This is a genomic window from Pediococcus acidilactici DSM 20284, assembly GCF_000146325.1.
Classification (GTDB): domain Bacteria; phylum Bacillota; class Bacilli; order Lactobacillales; family Lactobacillaceae; genus Pediococcus; species Pediococcus acidilactici.
In genome coordinates this window covers 291683-314878 of sequence record NZ_GL397067.1, presented here as the reverse complement: position 1 = coordinate 314878, position 23196 = coordinate 291683, and the positions used below count along the sequence as shown (strand labels likewise).

Annotated in this window: 25 protein-coding genes; 4 read left to right on the top strand and 21 right to left on the bottom strand. The window is 39.4% G+C overall.

Going from position 1 to position 23196, the window contains the following annotated elements; all coding sequences use genetic code 11:
• Positions 1-4: 4 nt before the first annotated feature.
• Genes HMPREF0623_RS01660 through HMPREF0623_RS01650 form a run of 3 tightly spaced genes read right to left on the bottom strand, consistent with a single transcriptional unit; the run spans position 5 to position 2076 of the window.
• Complete coding sequence (locus HMPREF0623_RS01660; protein WP_002831533.1) at positions 5-1000, bottom strand: D-2-hydroxyacid dehydrogenase; 996 nt, start codon at positions 998-1000, stop codon at positions 5-7.
• 43 nt (positions 1001-1043) lie between these two features.
• Positions 1044-1340, bottom strand: a complete 297-nt coding sequence (locus HMPREF0623_RS01655; RefSeq protein ID WP_002831531.1) for a GIY-YIG nuclease family protein — start codon at positions 1338-1340, stop codon at positions 1044-1046.
• A complete protein-coding gene (locus HMPREF0623_RS01650; protein WP_004165178.1) occupies positions 1324-2076 on the bottom strand; it encodes a tRNA1(Val) (adenine(37)-N6)-methyltransferase in 753 nt (250 codons plus the stop codon). Before HMPREF0623_RS01650 ends, HMPREF0623_RS01655 begins: the two co-directional genes overlap by 17 nt.
• A gap of 76 nt (positions 2077-2152) precedes the next feature.
• On the opposite strand from HMPREF0623_RS01650, the gene HMPREF0623_RS01645 reads away from it, so the two are divergent.
• Complete coding sequence (locus HMPREF0623_RS01645; RefSeq protein WP_002831527.1) at positions 2153-2800, top strand: lysophospholipid acyltransferase family protein; 648 nt, start codon at positions 2153-2155, stop codon at positions 2798-2800.
• Between the two features lie 11 nt (positions 2801-2811).
• On the opposite strand, the gene HMPREF0623_RS01640 is transcribed toward HMPREF0623_RS01645, so the two are convergent.
• Entirely contained in the window at positions 2812-3033 is a 222-nt protein-coding gene (locus HMPREF0623_RS01640; protein ID WP_002831526.1) for a YneF family protein, read from the bottom strand.
• Positions 3034-3102: 69 nt separating this feature from the next.
• Positions 3103-3351, bottom strand: a complete 249-nt coding sequence (locus HMPREF0623_RS01635) for a DUF896 domain-containing protein (RefSeq protein ID WP_002831525.1) — start codon at positions 3349-3351, stop codon at positions 3103-3105.
• Positions 3352-3457: 106 nt separating this feature from the next.
• Here HMPREF0623_RS01635 and lexA point away from each other — a divergent pair, with 106 nt between their 5' ends.
• Both lexA and HMPREF0623_RS01625 read left to right on the top strand, forming a co-directional pair.
• The gene (lexA, locus tag HMPREF0623_RS01630; protein WP_002831524.1) at positions 3458-4087 is read left to right on the top strand and encodes a transcriptional repressor LexA; all 630 of its coding nucleotides are present in this window, start codon (positions 3458-3460) and stop codon (positions 4085-4087) included.
• A gap of 80 nt (positions 4088-4167) precedes the next feature.
• Complete coding sequence (locus tag HMPREF0623_RS01625; protein ID WP_002831523.1) at positions 4168-4776, top strand: hypothetical protein; 609 nt, start codon at positions 4168-4170, stop codon at positions 4774-4776.
• Between the two features lie 101 nt (positions 4777-4877).
• Here HMPREF0623_RS01625 and HMPREF0623_RS01620 read toward each other — a convergent pair whose 3' ends face one another.
• Positions 4878-6047, bottom strand: a complete 1170-nt coding sequence (locus tag HMPREF0623_RS01620; protein ID WP_036671219.1) for a hydroxymethylglutaryl-CoA synthase — start codon at positions 6045-6047, stop codon at positions 4878-4880.
• A gap of 697 nt (positions 6048-6744) precedes the next feature.
• Here HMPREF0623_RS01620 and HMPREF0623_RS01615 point away from each other — a divergent pair.
• Positions 6745-7434 carry a hypothetical protein gene (locus HMPREF0623_RS01615; RefSeq protein WP_004165804.1) on the top strand — a complete coding sequence of 230 codons (690 nt, stop codon included), beginning with the start codon at positions 6745-6747 and terminating at the stop codon, positions 7432-7434.
• A 423-nt stretch (positions 7435-7857) separates the two neighbouring features.
• On the opposite strand, the gene HMPREF0623_RS01610 is transcribed toward HMPREF0623_RS01615, so the two are convergent.
• The 15 genes from HMPREF0623_RS01610 to HMPREF0623_RS01540 all read right to left on the bottom strand — a co-directional run bounded on the left by HMPREF0623_RS01610 (position 7858) and on the right by HMPREF0623_RS01540 (position 23193).
• Positions 7858-8703 (bottom strand): hypothetical protein, encoded by an 846-nt coding sequence (locus HMPREF0623_RS01610; RefSeq protein ID WP_004165803.1) that lies wholly within the window; start codon positions 8701-8703, stop codon positions 7858-7860.
• A gap of 123 nt (positions 8704-8826) precedes the next feature.
• Positions 8827-10221: a GH25 family lysozyme gene (locus HMPREF0623_RS01605; RefSeq protein WP_231698964.1), complete on the bottom strand. Its 1395-nt coding sequence runs from the start codon at positions 10219-10221 to the stop codon at positions 8827-8829.
• Positions 10175-10426 carry a phage holin gene (locus HMPREF0623_RS01600; protein ID WP_004165801.1) on the bottom strand — a complete coding sequence of 84 codons (252 nt, stop codon included), beginning with the start codon at positions 10424-10426 and terminating at the stop codon, positions 10175-10177. Before HMPREF0623_RS01600 ends, HMPREF0623_RS01605 begins: the two co-directional genes overlap by 47 nt.
• Positions 10426-10671 (bottom strand): hypothetical protein, encoded by a 246-nt coding sequence (locus tag HMPREF0623_RS01595; protein WP_126130481.1) that lies wholly within the window; start codon positions 10669-10671, stop codon positions 10426-10428. The genes HMPREF0623_RS01600 and HMPREF0623_RS01595 overlap by 1 nt, the downstream gene beginning before the upstream one ends.
• Before the next feature lie 68 nt (positions 10672-10739).
• Positions 10740-11387 (bottom strand): hypothetical protein, encoded by a 648-nt coding sequence (locus HMPREF0623_RS01590; RefSeq protein ID WP_004165799.1) that lies wholly within the window; start codon positions 11385-11387, stop codon positions 10740-10742.
• 80 nt (positions 11388-11467) lie between these two features.
• The gene (locus HMPREF0623_RS09325; protein WP_004165798.1) at positions 11468-11593 is read right to left on the bottom strand and encodes an XkdX family protein; all 126 of its coding nucleotides are present in this window, start codon (positions 11591-11593) and stop codon (positions 11468-11470) included.
• On the bottom strand, positions 11586-11909 hold the full coding sequence (locus HMPREF0623_RS01585) for a hypothetical protein (RefSeq protein WP_036671216.1): 324 nt from the start codon (positions 11907-11909) through the stop codon (positions 11586-11588). The genes HMPREF0623_RS09325 and HMPREF0623_RS01585 overlap by 8 nt, the downstream gene beginning before the upstream one ends.
• 10 nt (positions 11910-11919) lie before the next feature.
• Complete coding sequence (locus HMPREF0623_RS01580; protein ID WP_143121385.1) at positions 11920-12669, bottom strand: hypothetical protein; 750 nt, start codon at positions 12667-12669, stop codon at positions 11920-11922.
• Positions 12670-12694: 25 nt separating this feature from the next.
• A complete protein-coding gene (locus HMPREF0623_RS01575; protein ID WP_004165795.1) occupies positions 12695-14527 on the bottom strand; it encodes a metallophosphoesterase in 1833 nt (610 codons plus the stop codon).
• A gap of 3 nt (positions 14528-14530) precedes the next feature.
• Entirely contained in the window at positions 14531-14800 is a 270-nt protein-coding gene (locus HMPREF0623_RS01570; RefSeq protein ID WP_004165794.1) for a hypothetical protein, read from the bottom strand.
• On the bottom strand, positions 14793-15104 hold the full coding sequence (locus tag HMPREF0623_RS01565; protein ID WP_036671214.1) for a hypothetical protein: 312 nt from the start codon (positions 15102-15104) through the stop codon (positions 14793-14795). The genes HMPREF0623_RS01570 and HMPREF0623_RS01565 overlap by 8 nt, the downstream gene beginning before the upstream one ends.
• Positions 15097-15588, bottom strand: a complete 492-nt coding sequence (locus HMPREF0623_RS01560) for a phage tail protein (RefSeq protein WP_036671212.1) — start codon at positions 15586-15588, stop codon at positions 15097-15099. Before HMPREF0623_RS01560 ends, HMPREF0623_RS01565 begins: the two co-directional genes overlap by 8 nt.
• A 10-nt stretch (positions 15589-15598) precedes the next feature.
• The gene (locus tag HMPREF0623_RS09245; protein WP_004165790.1) at positions 15599-16702 is read right to left on the bottom strand and encodes a phage tail protein; all 1104 of its coding nucleotides are present in this window, start codon (positions 16700-16702) and stop codon (positions 15599-15601) included.
• A gap of 12 nt (positions 16703-16714) precedes the next feature.
• Entirely contained in the window at positions 16715-17539 is an 825-nt protein-coding gene (locus HMPREF0623_RS01545; RefSeq protein ID WP_004165789.1) for a phage tail family protein, read from the bottom strand.
• Entirely contained in the window at positions 17536-23193 is a 5658-nt protein-coding gene (locus HMPREF0623_RS01540; RefSeq protein WP_004165788.1) for a phage tail tape measure protein, read from the bottom strand. The genes HMPREF0623_RS01545 and HMPREF0623_RS01540 overlap by 4 nt, the downstream gene beginning before the upstream one ends.
• Positions 23194-23196 lie beyond the last annotated feature (3 nt).

Below are 23196 nucleotides of genomic sequence, written 5' to 3'. Positions count from 1 at the left end.
AAAATTAGTCAAACTTAACTTCATTCTTTGAAGAATTCTTTTCAATTAAGTCCCGGTTGTTGTCTAAGGCGATTTGAACCATGTTTTTAACCGCTGGACGGGTGTAGAAGGCAGCGTGTGGCGTAATCATTACGTTACGGCGACTCATCAAATCGTTAAAGACTGGGTCATCAATTGGTTGATCACCATGATCGACATCAAAAATGCCGACTTCGTTTTCGTAAGTATCTAGCGCAGCTCCGGCAACTTTACCACTATCTAACGCCTTTAAAAGTGCAGGTGTATCAATTAAAGTCCCCCGCGCGAAGTTTAAAATGAAGGTTCCGTCTTGCATTTGACCAAAGGCCTTTTCATCCAACATGTGGTAATTATCCTTTAGTGCTGGAACGTGTAAAGTAATCACGTTAGCTTGTTGGTAAAGTTCTTCTAAAGTATCTACATACATGCCTTCCTTTTCTAATGCAGGATTACGGAAAACATCGTACGCAATTACCTTTGCGCCAAATCCTTTAAAAATGTCAATTGCAGCACGGCCAATCCGTCCGGTACCAATTACCCCAACGGTCATTTGATTAAGTTCCAAACCGATGTCTGGTTCCCAACGATAATCGCCATGAGCCATTTTGTATTCAAATTCAGGAATCTTACGGAGTAATGCTAACAGTTGGGTGACTGACAATTCAGCAATTGCTCTTGGAGAATATGCTGGTACGTTCGAAATTTTGATATCATTTTTCTTGAGTGCATCTGCGGGTACGTTATCAACTCCGACGTTACGCAGCGAGAAGGCATGAATCCCAAATTCGTGCATCTTATCAAATAAATCAGCGGTGTAAGGCTTTTGTTGGTAAGCAACTACCCCATCGTAATCCTTTGCCAAATCAATGTTACTAGAATCTAACAAATCGGGGACCGCTTTAACCTCGATATGGTTCTTCGTTACCCATTCGTCTAAATATGGTTTTTCATCGTCACGAATTCCATAAGCAATAATCTTCATTGTAATATTACCCCTTTCTTTTTTAATCAATATAAATGTACCACTAATGTGAGAAAGTAGTTACTATTACCCCATTATTTTTTAAATATTTAAGTTTCTCTTTGCGGCTTTGTTTTTTAAAAAAATATTCTGCACTCATTGCATCATGCTGGTTTTCAAAACTTTCATAATAAAGCAGCTGAACCGGACGACGTTTAGGAACCCGGGTATATTTAGCGCCTTGGCCAGAATTATGCCGGGCAACCCGTTGTTTTAAATTAACCGTGTAGCCTGTGTACAACGTCTGGTCTGCACACCAGAGCACGTAGAAGTAAAAACCGTTTTCACTTGGTGCTTCCATATAACATTTCCTTTACTGTTGGTGAATATTCAAGCCCGTCATAAGTAATGATTGGCGGTAAAATTCTAACTCCATTAGGCCTGCCATCCTTGATTGCTTCGATCAAAACCATGTTGGCTTCGTCGCCCTCATGCGAGTGAACAAATTGAATCCGTTTAGGAGCAAGTCGATTTTGGGTAAAGTCATTAATAATTTCCGGTAACCGGTCGGGACGATGCACCATAAATAGTTTTCCATTCATTTTCAACATTTTTTGACTAGTTTCCAAAATTTCATTAAGGGAAGTCGTTATTTCATGCCGGGCAATTGCCAAAAACTGGTTAGGATTTTTTTTACTATCCGGATGGTTTGGAAAATACGGCGGGTTGCAAACAATGCTATCAACGCTGTCAGTTTTAATTGTTCCTAATGAGTCTGCAAGCGGGAGATTCAACACGCGGTAGCGTTCTCCAAGGTCGTTAAGTAAAATACTTCGCTCGGCCATCTCCGCTAAACGTGACTGAATTTCTACCATTGTCACATGCCCATTGGTTTTTTTAGATAAAAAAAGTCCTACCGCTCCGTTTCCTGCACAAAGGTCAACAATTTGTGCCTTGGAACTTTGCTTTACTTCCGCGAAATTAGCTAACAATACCGCATCTAGTGAAAATGAAAAAACGCTAGGACTTTGAATAATTTGAATATTATCGCGATAAAGCTGATCAATTCGTTCGTCAGCATTTAACTTAACTTCCATTTAAAACTCCTTTTCAATCCCATTACTTCATAATATAATCAAATTAATATCAAATTGAAAGCAAAGGTTATTCTATATGTTGTATACATTTATTAAACATCTAGTTTCGGGGCTTCTAACGCTGATTAACGGGCGCCCGCAATTCCATCACAAAGATCGGTTGCCAAGCGGTTCGTACGTGTTAGTTGCACCACACCGAACGTGGCTGGACCCGGTTTTATATGCATTAGCAGCTTACCCAAAGCGTTTTTCTTTTATGGCGAAAAAGGAACTGTTTCAAAACCGATTTTTAAAATGGTTAATCACCAAGCTCAACGCTTTTCCAGTTGATCGTCAGAATCCTGGCCCATCGGCAATCAAAGTGCCCGTCAAAATTTTAAAAAAAGGTGAACTCTCAACCATTATTTTTCCATCTGGCACGCGCCATTCCCAAGAATTAAAAAACGGTGCATTCGTGATTGCCAAGCTAGCTAACGTTCCCATTGTCCCCGCTGTTTATCAGGGACCACTTTCGTTTAAAGCTCTATTTAGCCGGCGAAAGGTTCAAATTAATTTTGGTGAGCCAATCGTAATTGACCGAAAAACTCGGATGAACGACGAAAACTTAGCCCAATTGGAAAAAGACTTAAACGCGGCCTTTGCTGCTTTAGACCGCGAATTAGATCCAACGTTCCAATATGTTGACATGGCCGAGCCTTCCCATACAAAAAAAGCGTCCAAATAACGGACGCTTTTTTATTTTTTCGATTGATTCTTCATTGCGGTCATCATTTGATGGAGCTTTTTTTGTGATGGCTTTTGCCCCATCTGAAGCATCATTGTTCTAAGCATGTCTTCGTTAATTGGTGGGTTATTCTTTAAGTAGTTTTCCATGTAACGACGTGCAAAGAAAAATCCACCGATTGCTCCAACAAGAACGGCGATAATTACAATCATAATCCAAATTCCAGTTGACATTGTCAATCCTCCTCGTGAACAGTCTGCCTTTTCATTTTACACAAAAACAAGTAAAAACAAAAGCCCCGTTTAATCGTCACGTAAGCCTTTTTTTCGTTGAACTTTCTTTACCTTTTCGGGGGTGACTTCCTTACCATCTTTATCAAAAATCTTCATCATTTCAATTTGGCTCCGAAAACTTTCTCTAAACCGTTTTAAATATTTTTGCCGCAATTCCTTACGTTCAATAGTTTCAAGCTCAGTTAAGCCTTCTTCTTTTGCTTTTTTTGCTAATTCATTAATCCGTTTAATTAGCTTTTGCATTTCTTGATCTGCCATTACTATTACTCCCCTTTATTTATTTCGTTTGGCAAAATGCGAACATCTGTTTGAGAAGTTCACCTGTCTATGTTAAAATTATATCAAATATTCGTGGGGTGAAAAAATGATAAAGAATTTGAGTACTAAGCAACTTAACGTTCTTGAGTATATCTATCAAACGGTCCAAACGCAAGGTTATCCGCCTACCGTTCGAGAAATTGGTAAGGCAATTGGTTTATCTTCGACATCAACGGTACATGGGCATATCGACCGCCTACAAAAAAATGGATACTTAGAAAAAGATCCTACTAAGCCTCGTGCATTAGAAATTACGGCCCAAGGCTTAGAAGCGCTTGGCATTCAAGAAAATGGCGAGCAAATCCCAGTTTTGGGGGTAGTTACCGCTGGGGAACCCATCCTAGCCGTTGAAGAAGCTACCGACTTTTTCCCCGTTCCACCGGAATTTAAGAATGAAAGCAGCGATCTTTTCATGTTGACCATTCGAGGGGAAAGTATGATCAATGCCGGCATTTTATCGGGCGATCAAGTCATCGTTCGAAAACAATCTACCGCCGATAATGGCGAAATCGTAATTGCGATGACTGACGAAAACGAAGCAACCTGCAAACGGTTCTTTAAAGAAACCGACCACATCCGCTTGCAACCCGAAAATGATACCATGAGCCCAATTATTTTGGACAACGTCACCATTTTGGGCAAAGTGGTGGGGCTTTTTAGAAGCGATATATACTAAAATTAATAGTTATCTATTGATTTCTGCGCCTATACCCGTCATACTAATGGTCAAGGCAATGAATCATTTCGGAGGACATTATGTTATATGTTTTAGTTTTAGCATCAATCGCGTTAATACTTAGTCTCTTTAAGCTACATTCTTCAATTCGTAGCCGTGAGTCCATTTTTGGAGCAATTATTCTTTTTATAATTCCCCTAGCCCTAGTCATTTTTTCGGGAAACCAGGTTATTCATGAAAAACCGTCTACAGCTGCTAGCACAGCTAGTTCACATTTGGCTGCTAAAAAAAGTAAGGAAGCCTCAATTAAAGACGACAAATTTGAAAAAATGAACAGTGATAGTCAGGCAGCGTCACAACAGGCTGCTAAAGAAAGAAACATTACTGCTAGTCTTAAGAAAAATTTGAAGTCATTAGGCGACCTCACCTTTAACGCAGATCAAAAAGTATTCGTGGTTACCCCAACTGATGCGAATAGCAAAAAAGCTTTCAGCGCTTGGGTGAAAGATTCCCGAACGATTGATAAAGATAGCTACGCAGGGCTAAAGAAACAATTTACTGGACTTTCAAAATCCTTAAAGAAGGAGTTAGGCTCTGGGTATACGGTAAAACTTTTACAACCCGATAGTAACCGAGCTTTGTTAGTCGTTAAAGATGGCAAGATAGTTGAAGACGCGCTTGCATCATAAAGTAAATTTCAAACTTATTAATAAAGGAGACTTCCATTTCCAGGAAGTCTCCTTTATTATTTTCAAAAATAGCACCAGCCAATTAGTAATCAAGCTCAAAATCAATCTTTGCGTTCTACGTATTGGCGTTGCTGATCTTTTTGTCCCTTTAACGCAAAACGAGCAGGATCATTTTGATAGTCCGTTACAAAATCTGATGGTTGCGCCGCCATGAAACTACGATAAATTTCCTCGTATTCAGTTACGCTAACTGGCTTACGTTGCCGTAACTGCTCAGAAACGCTTGTGTCTAACATTCTCTCATAGCCTTGCACCACTTCACCAGTATAAAACTCTCCTTCTGCTCCTGAACCATAACTAAAGAGACCAATTTGATCCCCTTCACGTAATGAACGTGCCTGTAATAGCGACAATAAACTGAGGTATAACGATCCAGTATATAAATTACCAACTTCGCGATTTAACTGGCGACTGTCTTCAAAACGAGCTAATAGTCCTTCGGCAATTTGATCATCAGGTGCTTCTTCCAGCACGCTTCGAAGAGCTTTTAATCCCATTTTCGTGTATGGCAAATGGAAAATCAACGCTGCAAAGTCGTTAAGTCCTTGCCCAGTTTTGGCTGAGTACTGTTGAAAAGTACTTTGGAAGAAGTCAATAAATTCTTGGGATGAGTAGTGACCATCTACCAACGCTTCACTACGATAAAGCGGGCGCCAAAAATCCATAATGTCTTTTGTCAAATGCGCACTTTCGGGGTTAATCTTTAAGATACGCGGATTAGCACTCATAATCATGGCCACTGCCCCCCCGCCTTGGGTTGGTTCACCAGCCGTCTTAATTCCGTAACGGGCAATATCGGCACCGACGAGTAAAACCCTGCTTTTTGGATGCAGGGCAATATGTCCCATCGCCAACTGAATTCCTGCAGTAAGTCCAAAACAAGCTTGCTTAAGCTCTACCCCGCTTGCCTGTGCGTTAATCCCCAATAGCGACTGTAAGTAAACCGCCGCAGATTTCGAATTATCCACTCCCGACTCAGTTCCAAACAAAATCAAATCAATCGATTGCCGCTCTTTTTCATCGAGAATTTGCCAAGCCGCATTGGCTGCCAAGGTGACTGCGTCTTGTGAATTCCGGATAACCGCTTGTTTAGACTGTCCAATGCCAATTAAATACTTATTCGGATCTTCTTTGCGCGCCTTTGCCAAATCATCCATTGGTAGATAAAGGTCGCTAGTAAAAAAACTGATCTTATCAATTCCGATATTCAAAATTAGTGCCTCCCAATTTTTACGTTGAACCAATTCAAGTAATTCTAGCAAAAGCGACGGGCTTTATCAAAAGCATTAATAAATTTTAATTGAATGTTTATTAGTTGGTTTTCCAAAGGTTATTTAAATGGCGTAACATCCATTTATTTTAAAGAAAACAGTGGTGTTATTGTAAAACTTTTGATATATTTTACACTGTAAGGTTGCAAAATTGATACAATATAACGAAGAAATCAAACTACATCAATAAGCAGTTTAGGCAACGCTACAAAATGCGTTCTGTAATCTAAATAATGGAAAAGCCAAAACACACTTAGCATTAAAATTACTACTAAAAATTTTACAGCCATAAGTATTCGGCAGAATTAGAAGATGGGTATTTTAAAAGATGCCCCATCTTTTAATGGATGCAATCAATACAAAAACTTTAATGTTACATACTACGCTGACTTACAAAATAATAAGGCACAGTTATTAAACACAAAAAATTTGTCATTTGGTATTAAAGGATTCCGATTAAAATAGTTGAATCTTTCTAATTAAGTAGCAAGGTTAATGTTAATGATTACTAGAAACAGAAGATTTCCAAAAAATCCTATTCCACTCTAGTAACCCGTTGTGATTAGTCTTCGTTTGTAAAAAAACAAGTCCAAAAACTGACGACGTTAAAAGCTGAAACTTTTTGGAGGAGTTCAATTTGAAAAAAGAAAGCACAGGATTTTGGGGCTGTGTTGGTATAGTAATATTGTTTTTTCTGTTAATTAGATTCTGGTACATAATTATTATTGGGCTAGGTATTTGGGCAATCTATCATTATAGAGAACCTATTATGGATTTTTACCACAGAAAACCTCTCATTGCCCTAGTTATCGGATTTTTTAGCGTTATCCTTTTAATAACTGGAATAGCAATTGCTGAGACACCATCTTCTGATACCAATAGTTCAAAAACTGAAAAAGTAGCTAAAAGTTCAGATAATTCTGACGAGGATATAGACGAAAGTGATGAAGATGATTTTGACGAAGATGTAGACGATTCTTCAAGCGATAACGACTTAGACGATGAATCTGATAGTTCAGAAGAAGCTTCATCTGATGAGGATTACGATACAGATGAAGCCAGTTCTGAATCGGATACAGATTCTGTGACGTCTAGTGATGACAACGAGTCAAGTAACGAGGTAAGCTCTTCTTCTATCGAAGAAGTTTCTTCCACACAAGAAGGCGATTGGACAGTTGCTGGACCTGGCATGGTTTTTGTGTCTGACAGCAATTTGTACTATTCAAGAGTTAAGAATCCTAGTAATTTCCAATACGTTAGCCAACAAGATGCTGATTCATCGGGTGCTCATCGAGCACCTAGAGGAAATGAATACGCTAGACCATAGCGTATCCTCACTCTGGTGACACGCAGCGGTTCGATTCCGCTGGTGGGAGTTAACAAGAAAAATAAAGGTCCATCGGAACTTCTCACTAACTTTTTTATTAGTAGTTCCGATAAAATCTAGGATGCCAATAGTTCCACTAACTATTCCGAGGCATTTCTAAAAATTGTCGCTACTTTTCACTTCTTTAAAAATACCTCACCACAAAAAGCCATAGCATTCCAGCTATGGCTTTAAAAGTATCGATAATAATTGCAAATTTAATAGTCCTAAACGAGGTGCACGCGCTTATATACTTGCCCTATAAATCTATTAATGGCGGCGATTATAAGTTGCTAGATTTTTAAATCCCACGTTTTTCCCATACAATCGTCCATTTGAAATTTTCATAGACAATACCATCCTTAAAAACAGGTATAAATCCAATTAATTTGATTGCGTTGAATTTCTAAAGGCAATATGCTCAATAACTTGTTGTTGACACTTTGCTAGATAAGGAGATTTTGTATCACTACTCCAGATATTTATTGCATCTTCAGGATGGGGTTGTAAGTCATTTTTTTCTTTAACTATCTTGAAATAACTTTCATTGGAAGGCTTTGAATTGTTAGCCTCATTTAACTTCTGGTTAAGTTGTATATACGCTATCTTGTCTTTAGAAAATATGCGATTAGGATTATAAGTTATTTTTGCTACATAGACAATCGTCCAAGGATTACTCTTGAGCAAAACATTGGGCGCAGACTCCAATTTTTTATTGCAAGAAATATTTTCCCCTATATACATTCTATAATCTTTTTTAAATTGATTTATATAATCTTCATTTGAATAATATTCGAATTGTGTAAAAACATCTGTTGATTGATGTTGAGTTACCTTTGCAATAACTCCCTTATTCTTATTTGTTAAAACATATCCCTTACTAATTTGATGAATAGGAAAGTGTACTTCTTCATCTTCAATTCGTCCCGATATTTCCTTAACCTGACAACTAAACCTTGTCTCAGCAAAAAATTCAATTTTCGGTGGATTCTTTGTCCTAGCACCATTATTTACTACGCAAACTACATCAACGCCTTTTGACCATCCTAATGGTTGCTGTGCAATAATACCAAAATCAGGCTTTGACAAAAATTTATTATATAAAAATCTTAAAATAGAACTTATTGATACCAAGGTAGATATAATCAATGATACATTTTTTACAAAATCAATAGATATAATTGATGATATATTTTTAAAAGAATCAAGTGGAATTACTGTAAATAGCATTTAAGATACCTCAAATATAATTGTTGCCTTTATTATGCTATATAATGCCTTATTATTGCAAAATAAAAAAGCCCACCAGCCGTTGTGGCCAGTGAGCTTGATTTGTTTCTACTATTATGTTCGTTAGAAATCACTATGATTGTTAATGCTAATTTGTAACCGATCCAGTGGTTCGCCATACATTCCAGCCCAGCTATCATAACCAGCCACCGAACCATTGTCGGTACAGGTACCGAGGTAACCACCTCGTTGCGTTGATTGCGAACGGTAGTAAGCTTGCTGGTAGGTCTCACCTTTTGGAGTTGTATAAACAATTTGAACACCATCAATTGTGTGACCTTTAATTCCGGCAACCCCGTTGACCGTATCGTTCTTATTAGCCTTGTTTACCCAAGGAAGCCAGCCATCTTCGATTGTGTGCACACGATATTTAATTGACCCACGATTAACTTTCAAATAAAGTAAATCGTTAGCGCAATAAGGAGCACCGGCATAGCCGTTCGAGCCTGAACCGAAGTTCTTAACATCCGGATACCAGCTTCCGCCCTTTTGGTGCATTGCATAAGTTACATTAACTTTCTTGACAGGTTTGGGCTTTGGGGCAGGTTTTGGAGCCGGTTGCTTACCATCATAACCTTTATGGGTAATACCAGTTAAGTCGATGTTTCCATCAAGGCCGCCTTGGATATACGTTGAAGTAAATTGCCAAATTGCTACTCCATCCATGCTTGGAAAAACGCCCCAGTACGGTGTGCTCCGGACTAGGTAATCAGGATATCCAGCAATCCAGAGGCATGTGCCAAACTTCTGGACAATTCGCTTATAGTCGACATGGTCTAAAGTGTAAGGCTTGTAACTGTAGTACATTGGCTGATAACCAGCATCTTTAATCTTCTGCATGCCATAAATAATGGCATCAGTGTTGGCTTCCTTTTCGGCTAACGTGCTAATATAGCGACTGCCATTCCAATAGCTAGCTTTAGCACCGTCTTCATAATCAAGTGCCACAATTGAACCTTTCGGTGTCTTAACTCGTGGTAAGTAGTAGTCTAAACATTGCTTACCTAGTGCTTTACTGTCACCAACTCCATACCAAATGTAAGTGTGTGCCCGCATGCCTTGGTTAAGTGCACTAGCAACCTGGCTGTTATAAGTGGGCTGATCAATAAATGTTCCGCCATAAGATCCACCAATTTGAGCAATAGCAAACTGGTCATTTTTATAACCCCTAACTCCATTAAAGCCTTGGTATTTTGCCCAATCAACGCCTTGACTGCGGACAGAGGTAACAGCTTTGCGAGCTTGTTTCTGACCTGTCTTAGCCTTGACACTGTTGGGATGCTTAGCCACTGCCTTATGCTGGACGTTGGTGTACTGATTATTCGTAGCACTACCGGCGTTAGCACTGACTAATGTGCCTGTGCTCTCTCCAACAAAAAAGGCCGCTGCTATCGCAACAACCCATCTTAGCTTATTTAATTTTCGCATCATTATCACCGCCTTTAACTTCTGTGACATTGTTCAGAATTCCAAACGTGCTTAGAATGGCCAGCACTGTGTTAGCAATCCCAATTATCTGAGACCAATCAGCCGGATAATCAATCCCGAACAATCTCATTAATTGCTGGGCCAACAAGATTAGCATGCCGATAATACTGGCCCACAACTTGCCGTCATGCCAATCCACCTTGGTAAATTTAACTTTGGTGATTTTAGATTTCATTAATGGACTCCTTTCTGTCCTTCTAAAGCCTGAACCCGCCCTTCCACGTTGGAAACACGCGAATCAAGTCCCCTGACATCTTCATCAATTTTTTCGTGTTTTGTAGATTCTTGCTCTCGTATATCCTTGAGTTCTTTTCTAACCTCATCCAGAGGGATCTTTACATTAGTTTTCAGCACATTGTTTAAAAATCCAATAATCGTACTAGCAATAACAACGATTGTCCCCCATTCTGCAATCGTCAAACCAAAAATCACGTGCAATATATCATCTTCTTTCTCTCATTTTCGGACAAAAATAAAAAGCACTCTGTTTAGAGCACTTCATTAATCCAAAAATTGTTTACTTTATCTAGTTCTACAAACCACTTATTTTTTAATTGTACATTTTGTATAGTGTTCCCTAATTGCAACATTTCTTCATAATTAAAATCTACTAAGTACCCCCAAAATTGTTTATCATTCCTTTTACCAACTTTGTATATTTCATTCCACCTGTTTATCCATTCCGTAATATCAAGATGTTTTCCATCTTCTTCCAATAGATATTCAAAATACCTTTTTGAACCTATTACCGCTCCTCCCTTCGCAACTTTTAAAATTAATTTCAAATCGTCATTTTTTTGATAATACTTTTCAAACATAGATTTACTTGATAGATACAGTTTAGCTTTTTGTTGCCAATCTGTTTTTACAAAATATTCTTCATGACTCATAGATTGCAAAGTATACTGGATAATTGTCTCATTACTCCGCTTTAAATCTTCGTTTATTTCCCAAGCTTTTTTTATTTCATTATTGAATTTTTCAACTTGTTCATCTGAAATTCTTTTTTGCTGAAAACTATAAAAAGTTAAGAAAATAGTAATTACAGCTAAAAGAGCGCCTAATAACCCAATGTACCAAGCATTTTGATTATGGATAATTTGGATTAATTGATCTATACTTTCTTTTTTATTCATAACTCATCCACCTTATAATTGATTTTCAATAACTAATTATAAGGAAAGATTCAGCTACATCCAATGTTAAAATAAAACGCCTATGATTCGGCGTCGATCAAAGTATTGTATTCGTCTTCGGTAATTACCCCTCCATTTTTTAGTGTTAATAAATCATCACTAGTATAAAGACCTTTTTTATAATAATCCTGAACAAAACTATACATTCGCTCCACCTCCTAATTGAGCAAGCTTGAGTAGTAACTGCGCATTAAATTCATCTTGTTTTTCTGATTGTTTGGCCATCTGCAAAGTTAAGGCGGCAATAGCCTTATCTATAACGGACGGTTCAGGATTATAGGGATGTTCCTTATCCCATTCAGTTTCTGAAATTCCTGTCCAGGTTTGAGATTTAATGTCAAATCTTGGCTCGTATAATCCATCCGGCGGTGCTATTAATGTTTCATGCTCAGCATCTTCAACTGTGTTTTTATCTGGAAAATAGTCAATCAACAGACCGCTGTCGTCAAATTTATATACCATTTTTACCCCCCTAAATTGTAGAATCTCCACGTTCAATGTGGGCAAATCCGCGAAGCTCTGAGATGGTTTCGCCACCTTTTTCTAACCGGTAAGCACCTAGTTTATTGCCACCGTGGATGTAGAAACCAACCGGCACACTACCATCAGCGACTGCTCCAGTGCCGTTAAAATAAATGGCATTAGGGTCTAATGTTGTATAACCATTAGGCAGTGTTGCAATATCAATTGGATCACCTGCTTTAAGCGTACCTTTTAACGAAAAACGTACTTCAATTGCGTCATGACTAGGGTCGATAACTTTTCGAACTGCACAATGTCCGGTGAATCCGTTAGTAGTAACTACTTTGACCCACACGTTATCATTCCAGCCTGTGTCGTACGTGTCCGTGTAGATTGTCCGTGTCCATGTCCGACCATCAGTCAGTCGAGTAAAATTATATTGTAAATAGTCTTCCCATCCTGTTACTTCTATTAATGACATAGAGCCATCGGCACCTTTGGGGGCATTGGTAAAGTTACGACCGATCCAATATCCAATACCTAAATCTTTTAAAATATCGTAGGTTTTGTCCGCCTGTAATCCAGTCGCACGCCGGCAACGTTGATCAACCATTAACTTGTCAAAAGCGGATTGAAACCCGTCCTGGTCTTCTGTTGCCGTAGCGTGGACTAAATTATTAACACTGTTGCGCGCGCCTTTATGACCATAGAATTCAGCCATTAACTTGCGCATGGCGCCACCAAGTATTGGCAAATTCATTTTTTTCATCTATAACACCCCATTTTTAATAACTAAAATCACGGTCTTCACCGTAGCCAAAACGATAAGCGTGGATTTTTCGGTTAGCTGTATCAACCGAGAAAATATCCCAGCAGTCTTCCGTTTCGGTATACCGCTCACGATTAGAATCACCGGAATAACATAGACTGCAGGCTGTTTCTACGCAGTTGATACTTGAGTAAACCATCTGTCCATCCTCGTGAACGTGACCCGTGAACAATCCAATTAATACACTGGCTCCTTGCGTTGAGAAATCGACATTAATATCAATTGGCATCTCTCGGGTAGTGTCCTTCAATGCATAAGCTTTTCCGTCTTGGAACGCATTTAAAATGCCAATTAAGACGTCTGAATTAAACTCAGTTGGGATAACTCCAAACGTATCCGGTAATGGTGCATGTGCGAATACCATTACTTGCCACGTATTATCAGGAATCATCAATGCTTTTTCAGCCAACCATGTTAACTGCTGATTACGATAAGATGGTTGACGAAGGAAATCGTATTTAAAGGTGCCATCGTCATTTAACTCATAAGGTAAATCAAAGCTGTTCAACCAAATTAATCGTACTTTTTTATCTGGATAATCCTTGTACCCATATAGACTATCGCCGTCTCGTACTTCGCCGTACATTAAATCAGCAGTGTGATACATGGCTTTAATTTCAGATTCTGATAAACATGTATCAGGCGTATTATGGCCGTTTTGATTAATTCCGGTATCATGATTTCCCATCTGAAAAAACACATCAGTGCCAGCTGCCGTGCGATTAAATAGTGTTGAAGTTGCTTGCTGAGTTTCTACCATTTTCTGGTTTTTCTCCCACCAGCCATTTGTATTGTCTCCGCCAGCAATAATGGCATCTAACCGTGCTCGTCGACTAGCAGCTGCAATATAAGCATAGTGAGCAATCGAGTTTGGTGCGTAGTTGTCCAATTGCAAGTGGGCATCGGTAATAAAGCCAACATTAAAATTATCCTTGGGAATTGAACTCATTTGATTGAGCTTATTGCGATAGTATGACGGAATCACACCGCCAACCTCATTAACGTCATCGTCAAAATAAGCTACAAGTGGGTCGGCATCCTGAAAGTCGCCTAATTCTTTCTGAATGTTTGCTTCAATTTCTTCTAGCCCTTCTTTAAATGTTGCCAAATAGGATTCTAGATCAGCCTTTGTTAACAGTCCTTTATCGTCAATTTTTTTAGCTAATTCTGCAAGCTGTGTGGTTAATGATGTAACTGTGGTTTGGATGGTCGTATAATCGCCATTTAATTGTTGGAATAAATTAGTGGCTTTATCTCTGATTGATTGGATTTCATCTTTTAAATCGCCTTTAGTTTTATCAATCAATGCTTGGGCTAAATCCAATAATTTTTGCAATTCTGAACGAAACGGTTCAGTATCCACATACATATCGGGATTATCGTTCTCAACAATAAAACGAACGGTATTTGTCGTTACCCGTTTACCCTTATCGTTCTCCAATCCAAAGAATCCGTAGAACATTCCCTCTTGCGGAAACATGGCGCCTGGTAAATCCATCTTAACCTTGCCACCGCCAATAATATTGCTACTAGAACCATGGTAACTAACCGCAATACCGGTTTCAGCCGTTACCTTTTCATCTTCGTCTGGCTGTCCAACATAACCAGCCATAAACGGGGTCAGTTGCTCAGCTGTCATGCGCTCAACAATTCCGCGTTCAATATATTTAATTACTAGTGGCACTTGATTGTCTCCTACCCTAGCATTAAAACTATTGGAGAGATCGTGCACTTGAACCCCGGGTTTATCAACATCTAATGTAATTACTGTGGGCTTCAATTTATCCATTAACTATTCCTCCCCATCATTCTTAATATGCTTGCCATCGAAACTGATTGGCATGTCGTAGTACTGTAATACTTTAACCAGTTCGGTGAAAAGCGTGATTACATCCTGTTTGCTGATACAATCGGTATCGTCATCCGTGTTCAGGATGTCGATTATCTTATTAATCGTGTCTTCGGTTGATTTAAAATTATCAACCAATTGTTTTCGATTAGTATCATCGAGTGCATCGGTTAAATCGTCCGTCACTAAATTAATTATTTTTAGTTTATTCATCCTTATCCTCCTTAACCGGTAGGAGTTTACCGTCATTACTAATCGTGATATTAAAAATGGAACCATCAGGCGATTTCATCTGAATCTTATCCTGTGGTCCCATTAATTTATCTAAATTAGCTTTATCTTTTTTACTCATCAATCCATCTGTTTCAAGAGTCGCAACATCTGGAATTAAGTCGTTCACAAAATCACCAAGCCCGACAATCCCCTTAGCATGAGTAACAACGTAGTAGTTATCACCTTTCTTCAATCCTAAAGCATCATTGTCTGCTGGCGCCGTTAATTGAATAATCTTAGTCAACTTCACCAACCACCTCACCTGTTAATCTCGAATTCAGAGCAACTTCTGCTTTACTGGAAGCATCTTTCGCTGCTTTTGAAATCTGAGGCATTGCTTTAATTTGTCTACGTTCATCACTTTGGATTTGAGTTAATGTTTTCTTCCTGGTACCAAACGTTAATTGCGGTACCAATTCTGGCTCTTGCGGGTACCAAACATTACTTGTTACTCGGACTTCAACATCTAATCCAAACCGATTCCTCAACCAACCATAGTTACCAGGACTAACGTTATTAAAATCAGCTAACGGCGCACCCTTTGAAAAATTAGCAAAGTCCATTGTGTATTGGATATCTGGCTGATCGTTTAATTTCGTTTTCAAATATTCAAGTAACGAATTACTATCTGTAAAACGGTCATCTTGAATCGGTTCAGCATCAATTTTGCCGTAAATATCTTTTAGCGGGCTTGAATATTCGGCACTTGGAATTGGTTTTTTCGCCATTTTATCCCCCCTAAACACCTAAGTATGGCCTTGGGTCAATAAAACCAGCTGTCGTATTACTACCTGCAATCGCTGTAGCTAGTCCCTGTTTGGTCATACCAAAATGTAAATGATTATTAGTCATATTGGCGATATGGTCACCAGCTTTTACCATCTGTCCTACCTTTACAAACGTGTCCGCGGTCCAAACATTGGAATATTCTTGACATAACCACCAAAGATTTCCCGTTACGCCAACAATCATGCCGTGCGCCCATGGTTGATCATATCCAACGTACACAATCTTGCTATCATGTGGCGCTACAATCGTATGGCTCCAACCCATTAAACTACCAAAATCTAATCCATCATGAACATTTCCTCGTCCCACAGTATCACCAAATAGTTGACCAGCCATAAAATGGCCACCCGTTCCAACGGGGCTAATCCATTTACCGCTTGGATTAGTATCATCACCGTTATCATTAGAATCAGAATCATCACTATCATCATTGGGATCCTTACCCGTTCCCTTGATATAGGTCTGGATATTGGTATAATCCTCTGTCTTATTAATTTTCGAGATATTAAGGCCATCAACAAAAACAAAGGCATTACTTTTGCCAACGGTCTTGTAGATATCAATCTGATAATTATTAAACGAGAACTCAAATCCAAAATCAGGAGCAAGTGTATTAATAAATAAATCATCAGCATATCCGCCACCAAAGCCGTCAGTAAACTCAAAATTACTGAATTTGTCGTGAATGGTGTACTTAAATTTAGTGTCAGCGACAAGAATTTTCATACAATCATCCAGTGACTTGCTACCTTTTGCAACATTTTCATCAATAAATTTATCGTGCAAATCAGATGCAATATGGGTAGCCGTTACCGTTATCTGATTAAAATTGCCAACCGAAATACTAGAGATATTACTTAAACGGTACATTTGCTTAGTCTCTGGAACCGTAACTACAGCCCTAGGTCCTAACAATTCCGCTCCATAAGTACTGATATCAGTAGCATTAACAACAAATGATAACTGACCAATCTCACCGAGATTATCCGTAACTGCTACCTGTGTCGCCCGTAACGGTGCTTCATTCCCAACCGGGTCACGAATTAACAGCATTGTATCTTCCTCCTAATAATAAAAGTGAGTTTCAAACGAAATTGTAAAATCACTAGCTCCGCTAATAGCGATATCATTCCATCCCCGCATGAAATCAAGATAAGCATGATTACAATCCTTGTAAATTTGTGTTCCATTAATATAAGGAACCAAGCCTTCAATCACTAACTTATCCGTCTTTTTTAAGGCATGATTAATGGTTAATGTCTGACCAGTGGTTTTATTAGTGATTGACAGCGACTTTCCAACAACGCCATTAAAATGAATTTTAACAGGTCGTTCTTCTGCCAATAATGGAATATTTGATGCATTGAAAAATCGAAATGAATTAGTGTTAGTAAATTGATATTCTGGTTTCGGGTTCTTAGTTAGATTCATACCTAATCCCCACTTACCAGTTGACGTCAAAGGATCTAATGTCGTGGCAACTGACTCAGCATAACCATCACTGCAGACCATGGTCACTGTAATGTCATTACTAGCTACATCAGATGATTCATAGCGTGGTATATTAACTGAACCTTGCACGGCAACCTTCCATCTTAGATATGGAACCCTAGTCGACCAAATATAAAAAGCTCCCGGGGTAGCAAACAACCCTAGCAGCTTCAAACGAATCAACTCAAAATCATATTTATCACCAGCTAAAAAATCAAAAACTAATGTCAGTGTTAATTCACCAACCTTGGACGACGTCGTCTGGGTCCCATAAATACCAACTTGAGTAGTTTCATGAACCGAATTGGCACTGGATGGGTCAAAACTAATTACTCGAACGCCCCAGTCTTTCAAATGAATGACTTCATTATCGCGTTGAATTACTACATCATCGCTCATCTAGTACCACTCCTTAAATCAATATTGACAGTATCACTACCTAGCAAGGCGTTAATTAATGGAATATTCTTAACAATCATCGTTTGACTATCAATGTTGACAGAAATATTCATGCCTTTGCCAGAAATCTTTTCTATTAATTCACCAACCAAAGAATTATCTGTATTCTGTAGTGGACGGTTCTTTACTGGTCGATAAGGGCTAATTGATTCAGGCGTTGCCATCGCCATTTCTGTTGGTAAGCTAATGTTTTGATCAATATTTTTCATTTCTTCCGGCAAATCAACCGGCGCAAAAGCTTTATTAAACTCATTTGGTTGCAACTTAGCGGTTGCCCCAAGCGCTTCTTTAAGCCACTTAATAGCCGATTTACGATGTGGATTAACCACAATTTCATTCTCACCCGGAGTTTCGTTAAAGACATTTAACTTACCATTCTGACCCCAGCCACCGTTTGCATACCAACCAACTGAACGTCTGAACGCCAGAGCACGTCCAATGCTACCGTAACGGCCATTAACATAGCTCTTCATCCATTTTAGCTGGGTGATTGGATTGGTGCGCCAATCTGAACCAGCCGAAGCCATTTTGGAACCTGGCAACGCTTGTGGTAACCCATAAGCTCCTGAACTAGGATTCGTTGCATGGGGGTTCCAGCCTGATTCAGCTGCAATAATTTGTGAATATCCTGCCATTTCATTAGCCGGAATTCCAGCTTGTGCCATCCAGTTACGGTGTCCGCCAGTTGGTGTTGGACTAACTCCACCGTTAGTTACTTCGGCTGGTTGAAACTTATTAGAAATCCAATTAAGCGCTTTGCTACCAATTTCCTTCTTAACCAGTGCTTTTAAACGTGGTGAAACCTTCGGCATATTCGGGTCTTCGTCGTGCAATTGGTTAATCCGGAAAGTACCTTTCCAAGGAATGCCAACATTGCCCTTAATTGGGTCATATTTAGCGTGTGGTGGTGTTTCATTAAACATCTTACCCGCACCATTATGATTCATCACAATCCCAACGTGTCCCAGAGCTCCGTCTGCATTACCCCAAATGGTTAAATCGCCAGGTTTTGAGTCACCATAACCAACGTGTGACGTGGCAGTCTGCATCTTAGTTGTGGTTCGTCCAATATCAATACCGAAATGTTTAAGTGCTGCAGCAACCATACCAGAACAATCGTAATAGGTTGGTCCGTCGCCACCCATCAAGTATGGCTTACCCATGTAGTGATCAACAGCGTACTTCAAGAATGCACCACGAGAACCGGAACCAAGTCCCATTTCATCTTTAATAACATCCCAAACTGCTTGATACCAAGGGACACCTTGTTCGGAAATAGCTTTTTTTGCTGATAAAGCCATCGAACGCGCCATATCTGGTGTGATTGAGTCATTAACCTGATTAGAATAATCCGTGTCCCATGCTTTGGCTGGATTCTTAATCTTATTCTCAACCATTTTTTCCAACTGCTCATCGGATACCGTACCTTTTGCGTAAGGCTTTACCAGTCCACGGTTAATTAGGTAGTTAGTTTGCTGACCATTAAAAACTCGTTCGCCTTTTTTAAGCGGAATTACCTTATTCCGATCCTTATGCATTGTAAATGAGCCATCATTATGTTGGATCAATTCCCGATAATTAGGTCCGTGACCATCATTAATTAGAGCCAGTTCATCCTGTGTTAGACGCCCAGCAGTACCATTCGCGTATGCTGGAATAGCGGGAAGAATTGCCGTATTACCGCCAAATTTACCAACTAAACTGTTAATGTTACTAATCCCGTGGTTGAGCTGGCTAATTGCTGCATTCATATCATTACGAGCATAACCACTAATTTTACTTAATTGAACGTTAAAATCAGACGCCATGTTACTCCAATCAGCATGCCACGTTTTGGCAGTTTGTTTATCTAGTCCGGCTAAAGACTTGCTCAAACTACTGATGTTATTGACACCAGTATCCTTAATATCCGTAACCCGTTTATCAGTTTCTTTAAAGATGTCTTTCCAATTTTTGCTACTAAAGGAGTTAAATGTTTGTAACTTCTTAGTGGCTTTCTTGGTCATATCAGTAATTTCATTAACAACCGACTTAGTTTTCTTGTTGACGTCCTTATCCGACATTTTGACATTGAAGTTAGCAGTAGTGCTACCACCGGACTTCTTAGTATTAAGCACCGAAGCATCACCTGTCCCGCCAGCATACGACTTCAGACTATTAACTGACTTGCCTTTCAATGCCTTTTTAGTTTGCGAGGCAGTTAGAATATGTTCGCCAGCGTAAACGGTGGTTACTTCGGGCCCATACTTACCAAGTACTCTTGCCCGACCAGTTTTCTTGTCATAGGAAAGTTCCGGGCCTTCTTCGCCTACTAATGCAGTATGTGTTTGCGCTATGGGGCCACCTAGAGCATGAGATTTGCCCTTCTTACCGTTCCCTTTGCCACCACTAAAAACTTGTTTAATGCTTGCAACAATTGAGTGAGCAGAAAACCAATCTGCTAAACCACTCCACCACTTCTTTGCGTCACCTGTATTAGTGTCATATTGGTCACTGAGTCCTTTTGTTGTTTTCTTAGCTTCTTCAACAATCTGTTTATGCTCTTCCGTTGCTTTTTTAACAGTTTCTGCTTTTCTCTTATTAGCAGCCTCAATAGCATCGCTATACTTTTCGTCGGCACTATCTTTTAATTTTTTTCTAGCTTTTTTACTAAGAACATATTCACCATTATATTTTTCGTTTGCGATTTTTAGAACTCGCTTATGCTCTTTTTCAGCAGAAGTTATAGTTGCAATCCTCGTTTTTTCAGCATTGCTGATTTCTTTTTGCTGAGCCTTATATGAACTCTTAATCAAAGCGGCAGCCTTTTTGTTACTAATTTTTTCAGCTGAATTTTTTAATTGATTAAGAATTGACTTTTGCTTTTTTGAGGAAGATGTTTCTATTGAAGCCAAGTCTTTTGCTAGTTTTCTTTCGGCGGACTTGATTTTGTTGTCACCATCTTGATGTGCTTGTAAAATATCTTGCTGTTTCTCCTTCTCAAGCTTTTTTACTTCACTGCGTGACTTGCCTTGTTCAAGTTTCTTGTATTCATTATTGATTGCTTTAAGTTTCTTGTTTAAATCTCGTCTTGCCTGGACAACTGCTGCTGAATCTTTTTTAGCTCGACTAGCCAATGAATTCTTATTACCATTTATTTTCGCTATATCAGCGTTATATTCCTTCTGACTAATTTTTCCACTTTTAAGTAACCACTTAAGCGAATCAGCGGAATCCTTTTTCTGTTTGTTTGTTTCAGAATCAATCTTTTTATTAACTGAACTTTGGAATTTTTCAAACGTGCTTAATGAATTGGCAGAATAACCTGCAATGGATTGAAAAGCGTCTTTCCATTCGCTCTTGAACTTTTTAGCTCCCTTTTCAGCTTGATTTTCTGTACCAGTTGGCACATACCCTAAACCAAGAGGGACTACTTGATTAGTTGTTGGATTCTTAGGCTTAGATGAATTTTCAAACGATTTGCTTACATCTTTAACCTTGATGTATTTACTAATAGCGCCTCCAATAAATTCTCCAGCAGCTGCTCCCGCTGGGCCACCTAGTACACCTCCAACTGCTAAACCTAAGGTTTTGCCGCCACCTTCCCAGATGGCTTGATTCCTCTGCTCGCCGGATTGAGCTTTAACTGCACCCCAGAATGATGAAGCTGCGTCAATTGCCGCTCCACCGGCTAATAGCTTAGAACCTATTCCAGCAGAAGCCCAGCGAGATTTATTGGCATTATTAGCTACACGGCTTCCAGTTTCTGCAACTGTACCTGCACTACCGATTGTTGTGCCTTTAGTTGATTCAACTCTCAGTCCCTGTTGCGAGTTAATCTCCTTGAGTAAAGCTAGTTGCTCGCTGTACGCATCATTTTCTAGTTGAATTTTAGAAAGAACTGTAGAATTACCAAAGAAACGCTCAATTGCACCAATTCCACTATGGATATTACCTATTAACGAAAATATCTTTCCACCAATCGATAATATAGGTCCTAGCGCTGCTACTACTAAACCAGTCCTAACAATGAACTGCTGTTGATCCCCATTGAGCTTGCTAAAAGCTTCAATCCAATTAGTAAACATCTTAATCACTGGCGTAATTGCCGGTAAGAGTTTTTGACCAAACGAAATCTCTAAAGCTTTGAGAGTGGCCATAAATTGCTGTTGCGTGAACTCATTAGTTTGACGCATGGTTTTGTTGTATTTATCAACTGTCCCAGTAGAATTCTTAATTTCACTTGATAAAGACTTATAGCGACCTAGGTTAGCGTCCATTAAAGTCATACCAACCTTCATGTTTTCTTGACCGACAACGTCATACATGAACTTCTGACGCTCTTCGTCGTTCATACCTTTATAGGCCTTTTGCATCTGACCAAGGATATCAAAGACGCTTTTCATCTTACCAGCGCTATCGAAGACTTGAATATTGTACTTCTTCAGGTCCTTAGCTGCTTGTCCAGTACCAGTTCCAAGGCGTGTCATCATTGATGATAGCCCAGTACCAACTGAACTAGCATCAATCCCGGCAGATTTAAGTCGCCCGGACAATGCCAAAAAGTCACTAGTTGAAACACCCATCGCATGCATTGCCGCACCTGCGTTACCACTAATTGTCTTTAAATCGTCTAGTGACATCGCCGCCTTATGAGTGGCTTCTGTCATTTGATTCATTAAAGCATTACCATTAGCAATAACTTTGCTGTTTGACCCAATATTTTGGCCGAATTGTTCCAACATCGAGGAAGTTAACTCGATGGATTGTCCCGCCTTATCACCATTAGCAGTCATAGTTTTAAGAAGCATTGGCATCATACCCATAGCTTGCTTAACGTTATAACCGTTAGAAACTAGCTCAAACATTCCCTTATTGATCTCGGTTGTCGCAGAACCAAACTTCCGCGACCAGTTCAAGGTTTCGGTGGATAAATCCTTCATAATTGAGTTAACTTCTTTGCCAGAATAACCCTGCGCCTGGACTTCCTTACGGATGTCTTGCAATTCATACTGATATTGACTAGCAGCGTGCGTAGCTAACCCAAATGCGCCAACAATGGGAGCGGTCAACGTCAAATTAGCTGTTCGACCAATATTGGTCATTGAATCGCCAATTCGTTTCATGCGTTGGCTAAGGATTAATTGCTTATCAATTGCGGCGGCCATTCTCGGTGTTAAATTACCGTACTTCTTACCTAGCTCGTCGACTTTTGCACCCATTAAAGTCTGTTGTGACCGTAATTCAGCTAATTTACCCTTAGCTTCAACAACGTGCTTATCATTTTCATCGTAAGCTTTAGTCAATAAGTCGATGTTCTTCTTCTGGGCCTCAATGGCTGTTTGATTCTGGCTCATTTGCGTTTTCAAGCCTTTGAGCCGGGTAACGTTGGCTGAAGTCTTCATTCCCGCAGTCTCTTGAGCTTTAGCATAATTAGAATAAGCAGTAGCGGTTGAACGTAGGCTCTTACCAGTTTTTTCGATCACATCCGGAGCTTTAGTATCCATCCCTCTGCCAATCTTATTCAATTGTTCGTTGAGCAACTTAACTTGCTGTCGAGCTTCCTTTGTTAACAGCTCAATATCAATCCGAACTGTGTTTGTGGCTCCTGCCATACG